Origin of the sequence: Dyella sedimenti (genome assembly GCF_022760995.1) — a bacterium.
Classification (GTDB): Bacteria; Pseudomonadota; Gammaproteobacteria; order Xanthomonadales; family Rhodanobacteraceae; genus Dyella; species Dyella sedimenti.
Genome location: NZ_JAKWJO010000006.1, coordinates 201443 through 219572, shown reverse-complemented (window position 1 = coordinate 219572; position 18130 = coordinate 201443). Strand labels below are relative to the sequence as shown.

The following is an 18130-nucleotide window of genomic DNA, read 5'->3' as shown; positions in this document are numbered from 1 at the left end:
ACGGCGGCGGCCCCACATCAAGCGGGCGTGAAGAAACCCCATGCCGCGTCAACGCGCGGCGGCGGCCAGCATGTCGCCGCCCATTGCGGAGGCGGCCAGCGTCACACGCGCGAACCCGGCGGCGCACGCCGCCTCCGCCAACCGTTCGCTGCTGGCCACCGCCACCGCCGCGCGCAGGCGCGCAAGGGCATCGGCGGGCAGTCCGCGGCGCAATTGCTCCAGCGCCTCGGCGCTGGACAACAGCACCCGGGCGTCGGCAGGCAAGCGCATGAGCGCCTCCAACTGGCGGCGGTTCCAGCGGGGCGCGCCGCGCCGGTACACATGCACCTCGCGCAGGCGCGCGCCGCGTGCGGCCAGGACCTCGCGCAGCAGGCCGCGTCCGCCCGGCGCGCCGACCAGGGCCACGCGCATCCCCCGCAGGTCGGCCAGTGCGGGATGCGCCAGCAGCCCTTCGCTGTCCTGGCGCTGCGCGGGTGCCTGCGCGGACACGCCATGCCGGCGCAGGGCCTGCGCCGTGCCCTGCCCCACCGCGAACACCAGCGCTTTCGTACGTAGCGGTGCGAGGCGCGCGGCGAAGCGCACGGCGGCCGGGCTGGTGAAGGCCAGCACGTCATCGGCCAAGGCCTCGCGCAGGGCCGCCGCGACCTCGCCGCCTGGCGCGCCACGCAGCGACAGCCCCGGCAGCAGCAGCGGCACGCCGCCCAGCCGCCGCACGCGCCGCGCCAGTGGCGAGCCGGTGCCCGCCGGCCGGGTAATCACCACGATGCGCCCTTGCAGCGTGGATGCGGTGGCGCTCGGCGGTGGCGCGGTCATGGCCCTCTCCCTGGAAACCGGGGCAGTGTAGCCGCCGGCGGACAAGCCGGTGGCATGGATGCGTACACTATGCGTTTCCCCATCCGCCCTCGGCACCGAATGAGCAGCAACGATCGACAGACCCTGGCGCGCAAGCTGGTCGACTTCATGCGCGAGGAAATCCCGCTGGCCCGCAGCATGGACCTGGGCCTGCGCGGCTGCGGCGAGGACCACCTGTCCATCGCCGCGCCGCTGCTGCCCAACGTGAACGACAAGGGCTGCGCCTTCGGCGGCAGCCTGGTGAGCACGATGACGCTGACCGGCTGGGGCCTGGTCGAGCTGGAGCTGCGCCTGCGCGGCGAGGACTGCGACGTGTTCGTGGCCGATTCCACCGTGCGCTACCTGGAACCGGTGTGGACCGACTTCGTCAGCGAGGCGCGGCTGGCCGAGGGCGCCGACTGGACGAGCTTCTTCGACACGCTGGCCACCCGCGGCCGTGCCCGCATCGACGTGGCGTGCCAAGTGCCCGGCACCGGCGACAGGCCCGCCGCCACGCTGGCGGCCCGCTTCGTGGCCAAGCGCCGCCCGCCCGACGCGGTATGAAAACACCGCCGGCCTTGGGCACAATGGAAACCTCGCCCAAGGGGGAAACCTTATGCGCCGCGTCCTGACCACGTTCGTCATGCTCGCCTCGCTGTCGCTCGGCGGCTGCGCCACCGACCAGCGCAACGATTCGCTCACCAACACGCTCAACGCCTACGCCGGCGCCGTGCGCTGGGGCGATTTCCAGAGCGCACTGCAGTTCGTCGATCCGCAGGTGCGCGCGGCGCACCCGCTGTCGCCACTGGAGTTGTCCCGCTACCAGCAATACAAGGTGAGCGGCTACGACGAGGGCAACGGCCCGGTGCCGCATGGCCAGGACGAGGTGAGCCAGGTGGTGCAGATCAACCTGGTCAACGTGAACACCCAGTCCGAACGCACCATCACCGACCACCAGACCTGGCGCTACGACGCCCAGAGCAAGCACTGGTGGCTGACCAGCGGCCTGCCGGACATCAGCCGGCAGTAGGGGACGGGGGGACGGGCAAAGCATCGGCACCGGCATCTCCCCGCCCATCCCCACCCCCAGGCGCTCCCACACCCTATAATCGCCCGTTCCCTCCACCCCGCGCGGCCGTGCCCGCGCCTGCGGAAGCCTTCGAATGAGCGACGTCCTGCACAAGCTGCCCGAGTTCATCAGCCACCACCTGGCGCTGGTGGCGCTGTTCCTGGCGCTGCTGGTGGCGATCATCGTGATGGAGATACTCACGCTGTTCCGCAAGTACAAGGAACTCACCCCGGCCGGGCTGACCCTGCTGATCAACCGCGAGGGGCCGCTGCTGGTGGATCTTTCCGCCTACGCCGATTTCGAGAAGGCCCACGTGCCCGGCTCGCGCCACGTGGCGATGAGCCAGTTCGATCCCGAGCACAAGGACCTGGCCAAGGCCAAGGACGTGCCGGTGGTGCTGATCGACAAGGACGGCCGCACCACCGGCAAGGCCGCGCAGCGCCTGGTCAAGGCCGGCTTCGAGAAGGTGTACGTGCTGGGCGGCGGCGTACTGGCGTGGCAGCAGGCGCAGTTGCCGGTGGCCAAGGGCAAGAACTGACTCCGCTTGTAGGAGCGCACCCAGTGCGCGATTGGCCTTGCCGCCACGCAGACCGGTCGCGCACTGGGTGCGCTCCTACAGGGAGGGTTGTGGTCAGAGCGCCGAGGCGATGCCGGCGCGCGCGCCGATGATCTGCGCCAGCACGTCCGGCGCGTAGTCGAACGAGTCGTAGTACAGCCGGTCCTCCGGCAGGCCGGCCTCGACGAACAGCTTGCGCCCGGCGTCGATCATCGCCGGCGGGCCGCTCATGTAGACGTCGAAGCCGGACAGGTCGGGGTGGTCCGCCAGCACGGCCTCGTGCACCAGGCCCATGCGCAGCCCGCCGATGGCGGCCTGCTCCGGGTCGGACAGCACCGGCTGGAACGACAGCTCGTGCGCCTGGCGCGTCCAGCCCTCGGCCAGCCCGCGCAGGTACAGGTCCGCCATGCTGCGCGCGCCCCAGTACACGTGCATCGGCCGGCGCGTGCCCAGCGCGATGAAGTGCTCCACGATCGCCTTCACCGGCGCGAAACCGGTGCCGCCGGCCATGAAGATCATCGGCCGCTCCGAATCCTCACGCGGCACGAAGGTGCCCAGCGGCGCCTCGATGCGCAGCCGGTCGCCTTCCTTCAGCACCTCGGCCACCCACGAGGTGAACCCGCCGCCCGCCACGTGCCGCACATGCAGCTCGACGGCGCCGTCGGCCTGCGGATGGTTGGCGATGGAGAACGGCCGGCGCCTTCCCTCGTCCAGCAGCACGTCCAGATATTGCCCGGGCAGCCACGCCAGCCTCGCCTGGCCCGGCGCGGGCCGCAGCGCCACGCCCACCACATCCGGCGCCAGCGTCCACTTGCGCGACACCACCACGTCGAGCTGTCGGCGCGCGATGTCCTCCACCGAGGTGACCTCGCGCGCCTCGATGCGCAGGTCGCTGGCCGGCACGGCCTGGCACAGCAGGATGGCATGCTGTGCCGGCGGCGTGCCGCTCAAGGCCAGCGGCGGATTGCGCGGATAGGTGCAGCGCCCCTCCAGCAGCGTGGCCTTGCAGCTGCCGCACACGCCCGAACGACATGAGTACGGCAACGCGATGCCGGCCCGCTGCGCGGCCTCCAGCACGGTTTCGCCCGGCGCCGCAGTGAAGTGGCGGCCGGTGGATGGAATGGTGACGGTAAACACGTTGCGCATTGTCGCGGCACGGCAGTCAGCCGACAATGAGGGCCTTGTCGCCAGGAATCAACCTATGGCCATCTGGAAGCAGGACACCTCGCTCGAACGCCTCAACGGCTGGAGCGCCAACACCATGATGGAGACGCTGGGCATCCGCATCACCGAGGTCGGCGACGACTGGCTGCGCGGCACCATGCCGGTGGATCATCGCACGCACCAGCCCTATGGCCTGCTGCACGGCGGTGCCTCGGTGGTGCTGGCCGAGACGCTGGGCAGCACCGCCGCCATGCTCACGCTCGATCCGGCACAGGAAGTGGCGGTGGGCCTGGACATCAACGCCAACCACGTGCGCGGCGTGCGCAGCGGCATCGTCACCGGCACCGCGCGCATGGTGCATGTCGGCCGCACCACACAGGTGTGGGAGATCCGCATCGAGACGGAAGCCGGCGAGCTGGTATGCATCTCGCGCCTCACCATGGCGGTGATCCCCGCCCGCGCGGTCGCGCCGCGTTGAGCCAGGAGCCTTACGCCAGCCTCGATCCCGACTGTGTGCTCGACGCGGTCACCGCCTGTGGATTATGGCCGGATGGACGGCTGCTGGCCCTCAACAGCTACGAGAACCGCGTGTGGCAGGTCGGCGTCGAGGACGCCTCGCCGGTGATCGCCAAGTTCTATCGCCCGCAGCGCTGGAGCGACGCGGCCATCCTGGAGGAACACGCCTTCGCGCTGGAACTGGCCGCCGAGGACATCCCCATGGTGGCCCCGCTCGCGTTCGGCGGACGCACCCTGCTGCACCACCAGGGCTTCCGCTACGCGCTCACCCCGCGCCGCGGCGGGCGCGCGCCCTCGCTGGAATCGGCCGAACAGCTGGAATGGCTGGGGCGACTGATCGCGCGCATCCACGGCGTCGGCGCGCGCCGGCCGTTCCAGCATCGCGGCCGCATCGACCGCGCCACCCTGATCGGGCAGCCCATGCATGCGGTGCTGGCATCCTCGCTGCTTCCCGCCGGCCTGCACGACGCCTACCGCGCCGCGGCCGAGCGCGTGGACCACGCCGTGGCCGGCCGCTTCGAAGCGCTCGGCCCGCTGCGTCAGTTACGCCTGCACGGCGACTGCCATCCCGGCAATGTGTTGTGGACCGACGCTGGCCCGCATTTCGTCGACCTCGACGACGCGCGCATGGGCCCGGCGGTGCAAGACCTGTGGATGCTGGCCAACGACGAGGCGGCGATGCAGGCCCTGCTGGACGGCTACCAGCAGATGCGCGACTTCGACTACGGCGAACTGGCCCTGGTGCCCGCGCTGCGTGCCATGCGCCAGCTGCACTACGCCGGCTGGATCGCCGCCCGCTGGCAGGATCCCGCCTTCCCCGCCGCCTTCCCGTTCGCGGCGGAGGCCCGCTGGTGGGAGCAGCACATCGCCGACCTGCACGAACTGGCCGAGGAACTGTAGCGTTCAGTGAGGGCTCGCTGTACGCGACCCAACGAAACGCCAACTCGCACCGGCTACAAGGCCACGCCGATCCGCTAAGCTCCGCGCTTTCGAACCCGGGACGGGCACGTGCGCAATTTCCTTTTCCGACTGATCGGCATCCTCGAAGTGGCCGGCGGCTTCATGGGCCTGGTCGCCATGCTGCGCCGCCTGCTGCCGTTCGGCTCCCACGATTCGCTGGTGGCGGTGATCGGCCTGGTGCTGTACGCCTTCATCCTGGTCGCCGGCGTGTTGCTGCTGGAAGGCAGCGAGCGCGGCGTCTCGCTGTCGGGCTGGGCGCAACTGCTGCAACTGCCGCTGGTCGCCACGCCGGTGCTCAGCTACGCGCTGCACAGCGGAGGTTTCGTCAACGTCTACGCCACGCTGCACCTGCCGGTGCGGCTGGGGCTGGACTGGCACTTCGGCAGCGAGGGTTTCCTGCTGGCGGTGGCGGGGCCGGCGGTGGCGAGGGTGGGGATCAACCTGCTGGCGCTGTTGTCGTGGCTGGCGCTGAGGCTGAGGTAAGGTTTTTCATTCACCCCTTCTGTAGGAGCGCACCCTGTGCGCGACCTGCTCGTCATCCCGGCGCACCCCGGGGCGAGGGCCGGGATCCAGTAGCGCCGGTCTCCGGTTGTCGCGTTATCGCCAGCGTGCCGCCTACGCGGCGGGCGTTTCGATCGCCTGCCGGCGCTCGAGTCACTTTTCTCTTGCTGGCCCAAGAGAAAAGTAACCCAAAGAGAATGGCCTTAAAGGCTCGCAGCGCCGTGGTGAATACAAGCCCGGACGATTGAGGCTAGCCGGATCAGTGACGTGCTACCTCAAACGGCGCCGCTACCCCGCAACGCGCCATGGCGGTGAGGAAACGCAGCGCTGCCTGACCTACAAGCCTTGAAGGTTTGGGCAGTCGAGTGAGGTTGCTTCTCTCGCGAAACACAGCGGCTACCCCGCGGGGCGTCGATGTACTAAGGACTTAAAGCCGAGCCTCGCGTCTCGCTCCCTCTCCCCGCCGTGGAGAGAGAACCGAAGCACGGGCGACGCCATACCGCCCATGCCTTAAGTCCTCAATCCATCGACGCCCCGCGGGGTAGCGGCTATGTGTGGCTAGAGGAGAAGCTGATTCGGCTTGCGAGGCCTGCAGGGCTTGTATCTATCGCCGTGCTGCGCTTCCTCACCGCCACGGCGCGTTGCGGTGTAGTGGCGCCGTTTGAGGTAGCACGTCACTGATCCGGCTAGCCTCAATCGTCCGGGCTTGTATTCACCACGGCGCTGCGAGCCTTTAAGGCCATTCTCTTTGGGTTACTTTTCTCTTGGGCCAGCAAGAGAAAAGTGACTCGAGCGCCGGCAGGCGATCGAAACGCCCGCCGCGTAGGCGGCACGCTGGCGATAACGCGACAACCGGAGACCGGCGCTACTGGATCCCGGCCCTCGCCCCGGGGTGCGCCGGGATGACGAGCAGGGCGGACCGAGGCGAAAGGAGGTCGCGCACAGGGTGCGCTCCTACAGGGGACGCGCTCTTGTCCAGAGGGCCAACTGCCCCATCCCAGTCAAAATCCTGCCCCACGCATAAAACCAAAAAAGACCGAGACCCACCCGGTATCATGTCCGGATGAACATCCCCTTCCCCCTCCCCATCATCCGCCTCAAGTCCGACCGCTCCCCCGGCCATCCCTGGGTATGGTCCGCGCAGGTGCACAAGCCGGAAACCCGCCTGCCGCCCGGCAGCGTGGTGGCCGTGGAGGATGCCAAGGGGCGCTTCGTCGGGCACGGCTTCTGGAATGGGCATGCGCGCATCGCATTGCGCCTGCTCACCGCCGATCCGGCCGAGGCCATCGACGCGGACTGGATCGCCGCGCGCATCGACCGCGCCGTCGCGCTGCGCCAGGAGCTGCTGCAGCTCGACCGCGTGAGCGATGCCTGGCGCGTGGTGCACAGCGAAGGCGACGGCTTGTCGGGACTGGTGGTGGACCGCTATGCCGACATCCTGGTGATCGAGTATTTCGCCGCCGGCATGTGGCGTTTCCGCGAGGCGATCCATGCCGCGCTGCTGCGCCACTTCCCGCAGGCACGGCTGTACTGGTTCGCCGAGAACCATGTGCAGAAGCAGGAGTCGTTCGACTGCCGCCCGGCCGAGGCGCCCGAGCCGGTGGAGGTGCATGAGCATGGCCTGCGCTTCCATGCCGCGCCGGGCTATGGCCACAAGACCGGCTTCTTCGCCGACCAGCGCGAGAACCGCCACCGCTTCTCGCAGTTGGCCAGGGGCCGTCGCGTGCTCGACCTGTGCTGCAACGCGGGCGGCTTCGCCGTGCATGCGCTGGCGGCGGGCGCGCAATCGGCCACCGGGGTGGACATGGACCCGGGCATCCTGGAGATCGCCCGCGCCAACGCGGCGGCCAACGCGGTGCCGGCGGTGTTCGAGGCGGCCGACATCTTCGACTGGCTGCGCGGCGCGGTGGCGCGCGGCGAGCAGTACGACGCGGTGATCCTGGATCCGGCCAAGCTCACCCGCGACCGCAGCAAGGTGGTCGATGCGCTGAAGAAGTACTTCGCCATGAACCGGCTGGCGCTGGACGTGATCCCGCCGGGCGGCCTGCTGCTGACCTGCTCGTGCACGGGCCTGGTGAGCGAGGCGGATTTCCTGGAGATGCTGCGGCGCGTGGCGCTCAACGCGGGCCGCGAGATCCAGGTGCTGCACGTGGCCGGCGCAGGCGCCGACCATCCGTTCCGCAGCGACGTGCCGGAAGGGCGCTACCTGAAGGCGGTGTTCTGCCGCGTGATGTAGCGGCGGCCCGGGAAATCCGGGTATCTGAGACGCCGGCGCGTACACTTGGCGCCCTGTGCCATCGGGTATCGCCATGTCCCTGACTGAAATCCTGTTGATCGTGCTCGTCCCCGCCGTGCTGGCGCTGATCGTGCTGCACGTGGCGAGCCTGCTGCGCTCGCGCGACGACGGCCGCCTTGCCGCGCGGCTGGATGCGCTCAAGGACGACAACCGCCACCTGCGCGAGGCGCTGGCGCAGGAACAGCGCGCCGGTCGCGGCGAGATGGCGCAGGCGCTGGGCCAGTTCCGCGCCCAGCTGCAGGACCAACTGGGCGGCATGGGTACCCAGCAGCACGAACGCCTGGGCCACTTCGGCCAGCGCCTGGACACGCTGACCGAGCGCACCGACAACGGCCTGGCGCAGCTGTCCCAGCGGCTCACCGAGGATGCCCGCCATAGCCGCGAGGAACTCACGCTCGCCCTCAACCGCTTCGGCGAGCAGCAGCAGCAGCGCCTGGCCGCGCTCACCGCCGACAACGAGAAGCGCCTGGGCGAAGTGCGCGCCACGCTGGAGACCAAGCTCAAGGCGATCCAGGACGACAACGCCGCCAGGCTGGAACAGATGCGCGCCACCGTGGACGAGAAGCTGCAGGCCACGCTGGAAACACGCCTGGGCCAGTCATTCGCGCTGGTGTCCGAGCGGCTGGAACAGGTGCAGCGCGGCCTGGGCGAGATGCAGAGCCTCGCCACCGGCGTGGGCGACCTCAAGCGCGTGCTCACCAACGTGAAGACGCGCGGCATCCTGGGCGAAGTGCAGCTCGGTGCCCTGCTGGAACAGTTGCTCACCATCGAGCAGTACGACGCCAACGTGGCCACCGTCCCGGGCAGCAGCGAGCGGGTGGAATACGCCGTGCGCATGCCCGGCCCCGGCGAGGACACTACGCTGTACCTGCCGATCGACGCCAAGTTCCCGGTGGAGGACTACCAGCGCCTGCTCGATGCCCAGGAAAACGCGGATGCCGAGGCCGCCGCGCTCGCCGGCCGCGCGCTGGAAACGCGGGTACGCGAGGAGGCCAAGCGCATCCGCAGCAAGTACGTGGCGCCGCCGCACACCACCGACTTCGCCGTGCTGTTCCTGCCCACCGAGGGCCTGTACGCCGAGGTGATCCGCCGCCCCGGCCTGTTCGAGACGCTGCAGCGCGAGCACCACGTCACCGTGGCCGGGCCCACCACGCTCACCGCCCTGCTCAACAGCCTGCAGATGGGCTTCCGCACGCTGGCCATCGCCAAGCGCAGCAGCGAGGTATGGACCTTGCTGGGCGCGGTGAAGACCGAGTTCGGCAGGTTCGGCGCGGTACTGGAGAAGACGCGCAAGAAACTCAGCGAGGCCAGCAACGTGATCGACCAGGCCAGCGTGCGCACCCGCGCCATCGAGCGCAAGCTGCGCGGAGTGGAGACGCTGTCGGGCGACGAGGCCAAGCAGTTGCTGGGCGACAGCCTGCCGGCCATCGAGGAGGGCGGCGAGGACGATGTCGCGACCGATGCCTGAGCGGCGGACGCTGAACGCTAATCGCCCCCTTCTGTAGGAGCGCACCCTGTGCGCGACCTCTTTTCGCCTCGGTCTGTCTTGCTCGTCACCCCGGCGAAGGCTGGGGTCCAGGGCGATATCGCTCGGTTGTCGCGTCTGCGCCAGCGTGCCGCCTACGACCGAAGGAAGTCCCCGTGGGACGCGGCGGGCGTTTCGACGCCCTGCCGGCGACGCGAAGCTAGTCCCCGTGGGGCCGCCGAGTCACTTTTCTCTTGCTGGCCCAAGAGAAAAGTAACCCAAAGAGAATGGCCTCAAAGGCTCGCAGCACTGTGTTGGATACAAGCCCGGTGGACCGAGGTCAGCTGGATTGGTTGCGTGCTACCTCGGACGACGCCGCTACACCGCAACGCGCCATGGCGAAGAGAGGGCGCAGCACGGCGATAGATACAAGCCTTGCAGATAGAGGTCAGCCTTATAGGTGCTCCCTCCGCGATATACAGCGGCTACACCGCGGGGCGGCGATGCACTGAGGGCTTAGAGCGTGCTCAAAATCCCTATCGCACGCAGAGGGAGGTTGAGAGGGGGCGACTCGGGGGCATGTCGGGATTTTGAACAGGCTCTCAGGCCGTGGTGCTGACCAGGCCGCCGCTGCTGCCGCCGCTTTCGGCCAGCATCGCGGTGGCCAGTTCGTTGACGGCGATCTCCAGCTGGCTGTTGAGGGTGGTCACCGTCGATTCCAGGCTGGCGACGCGTGCCATGTTCGCCGGATTCTGCGCCTGCTTGCCGGCGGTCGCGGCACGCAGTTGCTGCTCTTCCTGGGCGAGCTGCTTCTGCAATTGCGCGATCAGCCGCTGCAGGGCCTGTACCGTGGCGCTACCGCTGCCGCTGGAATCGCCGCTCGCAGAACTGGCCGAGCTTGCCGCATTGCCACCCGCCGGGGCGGCTTTCGAAGCCGGGGCCGAGGATGAATCCGAGGCGCCCGTTGCGGCGCCAGCGATATGCACCGGGATGCTGGCCTCGTCCGTCGCGGGGCTGATGTTCACGCACTGTCTCCATGCCGGCTCGCCCCATGCATCGGCCGCCCCGCGTGAAACTTGACCGGCGCAAGCCATGCCGGGACGGCCGTTCAAGCTTGGGCAGGCCGGCGCATGGCAGCATGCGGACCATGCCTTGCCCGGAATCCTCGTCGCTGCACGATGCCCTGCACGCGCTGGTCGCGCGGCTGGAGCAGGATCCCACCCCGCTGCAGCCGGCACGGCTACGCGAGCGCGTCGGGGCGATGGATCGCCTGGAGGACCTGCTCGACGCCACGGCGGCGTCGCCCGGGCTGGCGCCGCTGCGCGAACGCGCCTCGGCGCGGCTGGCGGCGCTTGGCGAGGTGCAGCGCCGACTCGGCCAGGCGGTCCGGCTGGCGATCATGCACGGCGCCGGCGCGCATGCCTTGCGCGGATGGTCGCCGGACGACGAGGGCGACCCGCTCGCCTACGACCATCTCGATGCCCTGGTGGCCGACGTGCTGGCGTTGCGCGATCCCTGCGCGGAGGGAACCGCGCCGGACGCGGAGATGGTGTTCTATCAGCCGACGCCGGCACGCCATGTGCTGGACCTGATCGCACGCGCGGCCATCGGTCCTGGCGACGTGCTGGTCGACCTGGGCTCGGGCCTCGGCCACGTACCGCTGCTGGTGTCGGCCTGCACCGGCGCGCGCTGCCTCGGCATCGAGCGCGAGGCGGCGTATGTGGAAAGCGCTCAACGCTGCGCGCAGGCGCTGGGGCTGGAACGGGTGCGCTTCATTGCACAGGACGCGCGCGAGGCCGACCTTTCCACCGGCACGCTGTTCTATCTCTATACCCCGTTCACCGGCCGCCTGCTGCGCCAGGTGCTGGACCGGCTGGCGCGGGAGGCCGCGCATCGCCCTATCCGCCTCGCCACGCTGGGCCCCTGCAGCGAGTCGGTGGCCGCCGAGCCCTGGCTCAGGCCGCGGGGCGAACGGCGCCCCGACCGCGTGCAGGTCTTCGAGCCGCCCGGCGTCAGCTTCCGGTGAGCGGCGTGGCCAGCTTCAATGGGCCGTCGCCGGTATCGATGCCGCCTTCGGGCATGGCGTCGGGCGCCTCGCTCAGCAGTGTCTGGGTCGCCCACGGCGGGCTTTGCCGGGGACCCGGGATATAGCCCTGCCAGCTGCCGTAGGCACGATGCGGGGCGGGATTGCCGACATCGCGCAGGTAGAAATTCACCGGCACGCGGGCAACCCAGTAGGGATCGTCCGCGCTCTTGCCCCGCATCGGCACGCTGTATGTCCACTGCCGGGCCGCCTCGATCGAGGCATCCGCGAACAGCTTGCGGTAGCGCGCCATCTGCGCCTGCGTACCGTACTGGTCCAGGTTGACTTGCTCGGCGATGGCCTCCCGCACCGTGCCATCGCGGCCGATGCGCAGCATCAGGTAGGCCGTGCCGCTGACCCTGGACCGCACTGCCGCCTCGGGATAGCGCGGCGCGGGCGAGTGCGACTTGAAGCTCACGGTTTCGCCGTCGCGCGGACGATTGTCGCCGAAGGAGGCACTGGCGATGCTGACCGCGTACTGCCCCTCGCCCGTCGGCTTGGCGACGAGCCGCAGGTTCATCGGTGCCTTGATGATCTCGTCCGTCGCGCCGGACAAGGTGAAGGTCCAGCGCGGGACGTACTGGTCGATCACCTGCCGCGCGGGAGCCGGCAGCTTGTCCGGCTGGTCGATGGCGAAGCCGTGCAGGCTGCCATCCGGATTCACCTCCACCGTGCCGGTCACCAGCATGGTGGCCTCGGCGGTCTGCCGCACGCTCTGCGGGCCGGCCGCGACGGCGCTCGTCGCCACCGCCAGCCACGCCACCCCTGCGGCGCTTGCCGCCATCGCCTTCCTCATGCCCGCGACCTCCTTATGGTGTGGCCCGAGTCTAGCCGGCCGGCGGCGCGGGAATCGAGTGTCGCCCCGCCGGGCTCCTCCGCCCGGGACTTGACGGTGGCGTTACACTGGGCAGTCCGAATGCCGTACCCGAAGGAATCCGCATGAGCGAGCGTCACGAGCCGACCGAAGTCACCCGCGAGCAGGCCGAGGAAGCCGTGCGCGTCCTGCTGCGCTGGTCGGGCGAGGATCCTGGCCGCGAGGGCCTGCTCGATACGCCCAAGCGCGTGGTCAAGGCCTACCGCGACTGGTTCGCGGGCTACCAGGTCGATCCGGGCGAGTACCTGCGCCGCACCTTCGAGGAAGTGGCCGGCTACGATGAGATGGTGGTGCTGCGCGATATCGAGTTCGAAAGCCACTGCGAGCACCACATGGCGCCGATCATCGGCCGCGCCCACGTGGGCTACCTGCCGACCCACCGCGTGGTGGGCATCAGCAAGCTGGCCCGCGTGGTCGATGCGTATGCGCGCCGCTTCCAGGTACAGGAGAAGCTCACCGCGCAGATCGCGCAGTGCATCCAGGAAAACCTGCATCCGGCCGGCGTGGCGGTGGTGATCGACGCCAGCCACGAGTGCATGACCACCCGCGGCGTGCACAAGCGCGGCGTGTCGATGGTCACCAGCCAGATGCTGGGCGCCTTCCGCGACGACGCCCGCACGCGCGCGGAATTCCTGCAGTTCATCGGCATCCACGGCGCCGGCCGCTGAGCGCAGCGCACGGATGTCGATGATCGATAGCGCGGACGCCGACGAGCGTCTGCAGGACGTACTGCGCGAGGGCGTCAGCGCCGAGGACCTGCCGGCGGTGTTCCCGTTGCTGCGCGGCCGCGCCCTGCTGCGCGCCTTCAGCGCGTTGTTCCACGGTGGCGAGGCGCAGGTGCTGCTGCGCCTGCTGGTGCTGCGCACGCTGGGCGCGCGCGCCCACGCGCCGGAATGGACGCCCGCCGAGATCCGCGACCAGCTCGCCTTCGTCGAGCCGGTGAAGCTGGAAACCGTGGTGCAGCGCCTGAAGGAACACGAACTGCTCGGCTGGGACAGCGAGACGCTGCGCTACCGCGTGAGCCCGCTGGGCCGCAAGGCGCTGGCCGCCGTGTCCACCCTACTGGAATTCGAGCGCGACGACGAGGACGGCCTGGGCTACCTCACCGCGCAATTGGCCGCCGGCCAGGCGGTGGGGCGCGTCGCCGCCGACGAACTGGGCCACCTGCTGTCGCGCCTGTCGGAGCTGAAGGAAGACTTCGACCGCGCCGTGCTGTCCGGTTCCGAGCACCGCATCCGCCGCGCCGCATTGCACCTGGAATCGGTGTGGACCTGGGTGGAGAAAGGCACCGAAGTGGTGCGCGCCATCGCCGACAGCGAGGACCTCGATCCTGCCACGCATCGCCTGGCCCAGGCGGTGGGCCGCGCGCAGAGCGCGCTGCTGCGCCAGGCCGGCGTGTTCCAGCGCGAGCTCAACAAGATCGACCAGCACCGCGTGCACCTGGGCCGCACCGGGCTTTCCTCTTCCGACCTGGTGGCCTGGCTGCGCTCGCTCACGCCCGAGGCGCTGGCCGGCTATGCCGGCGAGGCACACCTGCTGCCGCTGCAACCGCCCTTCCTGCAGGACCAGATCGCGCTCGACGTGGCCGAGTACGAACTGCTGGAACGCGAGCGCGCCGCCGCCGAAAGCGGCGCACTGCCCGGCGCCGAGGCCACGCCCACCACGCACGACCTGCCCATCGACGAGGAGGACCTCTCGCCGCTGCTGGCCTGGCACGGCGAACTGGCCGCGCTGCAGCAACCGCTGGAGCTGGCCGACGCGCTGCGCGGCGGCGACTACGCGCTGAGCGCTTACCGCCTCTCGCTGCTGGGCCTGCTCGGCGATCCCGAATCCTCCGCGCTGCAGGGCCCCACCGCCGACCTGGCGCGCCTGCCGCTGAAACTGGAAATCGAACCCCGCCTGGTCGACCCGGGCCTGGCGGCGATCGCGCTGGTCAGCGCGGGCCGCCTGCATCCACGCAAGGACAAGAAACATGCATGACGAGACCGCCGCGCTGGTCGCGCGCCTGCTCTCGCAGCGCTGGCTGCCGCGCGACGACGCGCAGGCGCGCAAGGCGTTGCTGGACGAAGCCTTCCGCGAGGACCTGGACCGCCGCCTCGCCGCGGTCGGGCTGGAGCTGCGCGAGCATCCCTACGCCGCCCACATCGGCGTGGCGGTAGCACGCGGCGCCGAGCGCCACGTGTTCGGCGGCAGCGACAGCTGGATCTCCAACACGCTGCAGCTGGACCGCGACGCGGTGGCCCTGCTGGTGGTGCTGTGGGCGCTGATCGTGCTGCCCAAGCGCCAGCGCCAGCTCGAACGCCAGCGGGCCGAGGGCGACGCCTCGCAGACGCAGATGTTCGCCGAGGCCAAGCCGATCTCGCGCGACCCTTCGTTGTCGCCGGTGGTGGCCGAGCGCACCCTGCTGGCCGACTTCGGCGACCGCCTGGGCGGCAAGACGCGCGTCAACTTCAACCTGGGCGTGCTGAGCCGCCACGGCTTCATCGTGCGCCGCAAGGGCGAGCTGGCCGAGGGGCCGCTGCTCGACCTGGTGTTCGACTACGAGCGCACCGCGCGGCGCATCCTCGACGGCGCGCTGGGCGACCTGCTGGCCGGGCTCGCCCCGCGCGAGGACCTGGGCGCCGACGAGCCGCCGTACGACGACACCGACGAAACCGCAGACAGCGAAGTGATCCACGATGTTTGATTTCCGCAGCCTCGAAGTCATCCACTGGGACTACTGGCAGCGCTTCAGCCTGCCGCTGGACACCAACATCGTCACCGTGGTCGGCCCCAATGGCTCGGGCAAGACCACGCTGCTGGACGCGCTGCGCACGCTGCTCACCATCGACTGCGCCGGCAACCGCGACTACAAGAGTTACCTTCGCCACAACGGCAAGCCGTTCGCCTGGCTGCGCGCCCGCGTGGGCAACGTGCCGGGGCCGCGCGGCGAACGGCCGTTCTTCCCCATCATGGACAGCGAGGTCACGCTGGCCGTGCGCATCCAGAAGAAGGGCGGCGAGTGGCAGCGCCAGTACGCCGTGCTGGGTGGCGACGTGAGCGTGGACGAGATCGAGGCGCGCGGCGACTGGCTGGGCCTGCGCGAGTACCGCGTGCGGTTGGAAGGCGCCGGCCTGTCGCAGGCGATCCGCCGCGTGCTGACGCTTGAGCAGGGCGCCACCGACAAGCTGTGCCAGCTGCCGCCTAAGGCGCTGCTCGACCTGGTGTTCGACGTGTTCGGCGACAAGGGCGTGCTGGAGGACTACCAGCGCGCACGCAACGAGCAGGGCGAGGCGGACCGCGAACTGCACGGGCTGGAGCACCAGCTCTCGCTGATCGGCGTAAGCCTGCAGGAAGCCGAGGGCCGCGTGCGCTCGTGGCAGGAATGGGACGGCCTCAAGCGCGAGCATGCCGACCTGGTGGCCGAGACGTTGCCGCGCACGGAACTGGCGGAGCTGCATGCCGCGATCCGCGGTGCGCGCCCGCAGCTGCTTGGCCTCAAGCGCAAGTGCCGCGACCTTTCCCTGCGCGATGCGGAACTGCAACTGCGCCTGCAATCGCTTGATGCCGGCGAGGAATCGCTGCGCGGCGAACAGCACGTCGCCGACCAGGCGCGCCAGCGGGCCAAGCAGCAGCTCGACGAGGCGCGCCGCGCCGAGACCGAGAACGCCACCCTGCTCAAGCAGGAACAGCACCTGCGCAAGCTGATGACCGAGCAGGACGGCGCCGACCACGAACGCCTGGGCCAGCAACTGGTCGAGGCGCGCAGCCAGCTCGGCCGCCTGCAGGGCGAGGAAACCCGCCTGCGCGAACAGCTCAGCACGCTCACCGCGCAGCTGGGCGCCTGGCGCCGCGGCCAGCGCTACACCCCGGAATTCGAGCAGGCCTTCCGCCGTGCGCTGGACGAGGGCGGCATCGGCCACAGCATGCTGAGCGAAGTGGTGGAGATCTCCGAGCCACGCTGGCAGGCCGCGGTGGAGGCCGTGCTGGCAGGCTACCGCCATGTGGTGCTGCTCGATCATCCGCGCGACCGCGAGGCCGCCTGGAAGCTAGGCGAGCAGCATCGCTACAAGCACTTCGTGGTGGCCGAGCGCGCGCCCGCCACGCCGCCAACGCGCGGCTCGCTGCTGGAAGTGGTGGACTTCACCGCGCCCGCGCCGGAATGGCTGCTGCGCCAACTCGACCGCATCCGCCGCGTCGAGGACGTGGCCGAGGGCGCCAGGCTCGGCAAGGAGCAGGACTGGATCACCCCGCAGGGCTATTTCCGCGAGCGCCGCGGCGGCCGCCACCTGGGTGTGGACGACGTCTATTTCGGCAGCGCCGCGCGCGAACGCCAGCTGCGCGAGGGTGAGGCGCGCCTGCAGGCGATCGAGCAGCAGCTGCGCACCATCACCGGGCAGCGCAGGCAATGGCAGCAGCAGGCCACCGACGCCGAAAGCCTGCTGCGCGGCGCCAATGCCAGCGGCCAGCTGGCCGACCGCGCCGACGAATTCGCCGAGGCGCACGAGGCGCAGGCCGCCCTGCAGGACGACGTGCAGCGCTGCGCCGACAGCTACGCCGCCGCCGAGGCGCACTACGAACGCATCCGCGAAAAACGCCAGCAGAACTCGCGCCAGCGCGACAACGAGGCGCGCGAGCACAAGCTGGCGCAACAGCAACTGGCCGACAGCGCACGCCAGTACCACCAGTTGCGCAATGAACAGATCGAACGCCTGAAGGCTTTCCGCCACAAGCGCAGCCACGTACCGCCCGCGCTGCGCGGCCGGCGCGCCATGGCCGCGCTGCGCGAACGCTACGAATCGCCCGCCGCGGTGCGACGGGAAATCGACCGCATCGAACGCCGCCTCGCCGAAGGCCACTGGGAAACCGACGACGGCTGCGTGCCGCTCCGCGACAAGTATGCCAACGACCACGAGGGCCTCAGGCAGGACCTGCAGCGCCGCCGCGTGCACCTTGAGCGCGCCGCGCGCATCACCCACGAGGCGCGCGCGGCCTACCTCAACGTGTTGCGCAACACGGTCAAGCGCTACGCGCGCAACCTCAAGGTGCTGGCCGACCTGGCCGGCATCGGCGTGGAGGTGGAACTGCCGGAGCTGTCCAACGAGGACCTGGCGCTGGCCCAGGCCGGCCTCACCGTGCGCTTCGAGTTCGACAAGAAGGGCTGGATCGGCATGGACGACGGCGAGGCCTCCGGCGGCCAGCAGGTGATGAAATCCCTGCTGCTGCTGGTGGCGCTGATGCGCGACGAGGACCGTCCCGGCGGCTTCGTGTTCATCGACGAGCCGTTCGCGCACCTGGACATCTTCAACATCGACAAGGTGGGCGCCTTCCTCAAGTCCACCCGCGCCCAGTACATCCTCACCACGCCGGCCACGCACAACATCAACGTGTTCCAGCCCAGCGACCTGACCCTGGTCACCAGCAAGCGCCGTCCCGGCGCCACCTGGGCGCAACCCCTGGCCGTGCTGCGCCGCCGCCACGAAGCCGCCTGATGCTCCGCCACGCCCTGCTCATCGCCACCGTACTGCTGCCGCTCTGGGTGCATGCCCAGGGCACGCCCGCCGACTACCTGCGCGAGTTCGACAGCGACGGCGACGGACGGGTAAGCGAGGTGGAATACGTGGCCCATATGAGCCAGGGGTTCTACCGGCTCGACCGCAACGGGGATGGCGTGCTGGAAGCGGACGAGTTACCGGGCGGCCACGGCCGGCCGGTCACGCTGCGGCAGTTCCAGGACAACCTGCGGCGGCAGTTCCACAAGCTGGACCGCAACCATGACGGGTATCTGGACGCGGGGGAGTTGGCGCAGCCGCCGCAAGGGTGATGAGGCGCCCGC

Annotated in this window: 18 protein-coding genes; 14 read left to right on the top strand and 4 right to left on the bottom strand. The window is 70.0% G+C overall.

The genetic code is table 11. The annotated features are described in order from the left end of the window. Positions 1-48 precede the first annotated feature (48 nt). On the bottom strand, positions 49-813 hold the full coding sequence (locus MJ605_RS14115) for a uroporphyrinogen-III synthase (protein ID WP_243042173.1): 765 nt from the start codon (positions 811-813) through the stop codon (positions 49-51). Positions 814-912: 99 nt separating this feature from the next. Between MJ605_RS14115 and MJ605_RS14110 the strand changes: the two genes are divergently transcribed. The 3 genes from MJ605_RS14110 (at position 913) to MJ605_RS14100 (ending at position 2438) form a co-directional block, all read left to right on the top strand. Then, positions 913-1395, top strand: a complete 483-nt coding sequence (locus MJ605_RS14110; protein WP_243042172.1) for a YiiD C-terminal domain-containing protein — start codon at positions 913-915, stop codon at positions 1393-1395. Between the two features lie 52 nt (positions 1396-1447). Further along, a complete protein-coding gene (locus MJ605_RS14105) occupies positions 1448-1861 on the top strand; it encodes a hypothetical protein (RefSeq protein WP_243042171.1) in 414 nt (137 codons plus the stop codon). A gap of 133 nt (positions 1862-1994) precedes the next feature. Next, on the top strand, positions 1995-2438 hold the full coding sequence (locus MJ605_RS14100; RefSeq protein WP_243042170.1) for a rhodanese-like domain-containing protein: 444 nt from the start codon (positions 1995-1997) through the stop codon (positions 2436-2438). Positions 2439-2531: 93 nt separating this feature from the next. Here the strand turns inward: MJ605_RS14100 and MJ605_RS14095 are convergent, their stop codons facing one another. Next, a complete protein-coding gene (locus MJ605_RS14095) occupies positions 2532-3602 on the bottom strand; it encodes a 2Fe-2S iron-sulfur cluster-binding protein (protein WP_243042169.1) in 1071 nt (356 codons plus the stop codon). 55 nt (positions 3603-3657) lie between these two features. On the opposite strand from MJ605_RS14095, the gene MJ605_RS14090 reads away from it, so the two are divergent. The 5 genes from MJ605_RS14090 to MJ605_RS14070 all read left to right on the top strand — a co-directional run bounded on the left by MJ605_RS14090 (position 3658) and on the right by MJ605_RS14070 (position 9361). Then, positions 3658-4098 carry a hotdog fold thioesterase gene (locus MJ605_RS14090; protein WP_243042168.1) on the top strand — a complete coding sequence of 147 codons (441 nt, stop codon included), beginning with the start codon at positions 3658-3660 and terminating at the stop codon, positions 4096-4098. Beyond that, the gene (locus MJ605_RS14085; protein ID WP_243042167.1) at positions 4095-5036 is read left to right on the top strand and encodes a serine/threonine protein kinase; all 942 of its coding nucleotides are present in this window, start codon (positions 4095-4097) and stop codon (positions 5034-5036) included. Before MJ605_RS14090 ends, MJ605_RS14085 begins: the two co-directional genes overlap by 4 nt. A gap of 108 nt (positions 5037-5144) precedes the next feature. Beyond that, entirely contained in the window at positions 5145-5579 is a 435-nt protein-coding gene (locus MJ605_RS14080) for a hypothetical protein (RefSeq protein WP_243042166.1), read from the top strand. 1081 nt (positions 5580-6660) lie between these two features. Next, the gene (locus MJ605_RS14075) at positions 6661-7833 is read left to right on the top strand and encodes a class I SAM-dependent rRNA methyltransferase (RefSeq protein ID WP_243042165.1); all 1173 of its coding nucleotides are present in this window, start codon (positions 6661-6663) and stop codon (positions 7831-7833) included. A gap of 73 nt (positions 7834-7906) precedes the next feature. Beyond that, entirely contained in the window at positions 7907-9361 is a 1455-nt protein-coding gene (locus MJ605_RS14070; RefSeq protein WP_243042164.1) for a DNA recombination protein RmuC, read from the top strand. Between the two features lie 599 nt (positions 9362-9960). Here the strand turns inward: MJ605_RS14070 and MJ605_RS14065 are convergent. After that, positions 9961-10383 carry a hypothetical protein gene (locus tag MJ605_RS14065; protein ID WP_243042163.1) on the bottom strand — a complete coding sequence of 141 codons (423 nt, stop codon included), beginning with the start codon at positions 10381-10383 and terminating at the stop codon, positions 9961-9963. A 122-nt stretch (positions 10384-10505) separates the two neighbouring features. On the opposite strand from MJ605_RS14065, the gene MJ605_RS14060 reads away from it, so the two are divergent. After that, positions 10506-11384, top strand: coding sequence for a class I SAM-dependent RNA methyltransferase (locus tag MJ605_RS14060; protein ID WP_243042162.1), 879 nt, complete (start codon positions 10506-10508; stop codon positions 11382-11384). Here the strand turns inward: MJ605_RS14060 and MJ605_RS14055 are convergent. Further along, positions 11371-12237, bottom strand: coding sequence for an energy transducer TonB (locus MJ605_RS14055; RefSeq protein ID WP_243042161.1), 867 nt, complete (start codon positions 12235-12237; stop codon positions 11371-11373). The two genes, MJ605_RS14060 and MJ605_RS14055, sit on opposite strands and share 14 nt — an antisense overlap. 143 nt (positions 12238-12380) lie before the next feature. On the opposite strand from MJ605_RS14055, the gene folE reads away from it, so the two are divergent. From folE to MJ605_RS14030, 5 genes are read left to right on the top strand one after another with little or no spacing between them, the layout of a single operon-like run. Continuing rightward, the gene (gene folE / locus MJ605_RS14050; protein ID WP_243042160.1) at positions 12381-12983 is read left to right on the top strand and encodes a GTP cyclohydrolase I FolE; all 603 of its coding nucleotides are present in this window, start codon (positions 12381-12383) and stop codon (positions 12981-12983) included. A gap of 13 nt (positions 12984-12996) precedes the next feature. Continuing rightward, positions 12997-14295: a hypothetical protein gene (locus tag MJ605_RS14045; RefSeq protein WP_243042159.1), complete on the top strand. Its 1299-nt coding sequence runs from the start codon at positions 12997-12999 to the stop codon at positions 14293-14295. Then, positions 14288-15001: a hypothetical protein gene (locus tag MJ605_RS14040; RefSeq protein WP_243042158.1), complete on the top strand. Its 714-nt coding sequence runs from the start codon at positions 14288-14290 to the stop codon at positions 14999-15001. The genes MJ605_RS14045 and MJ605_RS14040 overlap by 8 nt, the downstream gene beginning before the upstream one ends. After that, positions 14994-17786, top strand: a complete 2793-nt coding sequence (locus tag MJ605_RS14035; protein ID WP_243042157.1) for an AAA family ATPase — start codon at positions 14994-14996, stop codon at positions 17784-17786. Before MJ605_RS14040 ends, MJ605_RS14035 begins: the two co-directional genes overlap by 8 nt. After that, positions 17786-18118, top strand: a complete 333-nt coding sequence (locus MJ605_RS14030; protein ID WP_425601014.1) for an EF-hand domain-containing protein — start codon at positions 17786-17788, stop codon at positions 18116-18118. Before MJ605_RS14035 ends, MJ605_RS14030 begins: the two co-directional genes overlap by 1 nt. The last annotated feature ends 12 nt before the right edge of the window (positions 18119-18130 follow it).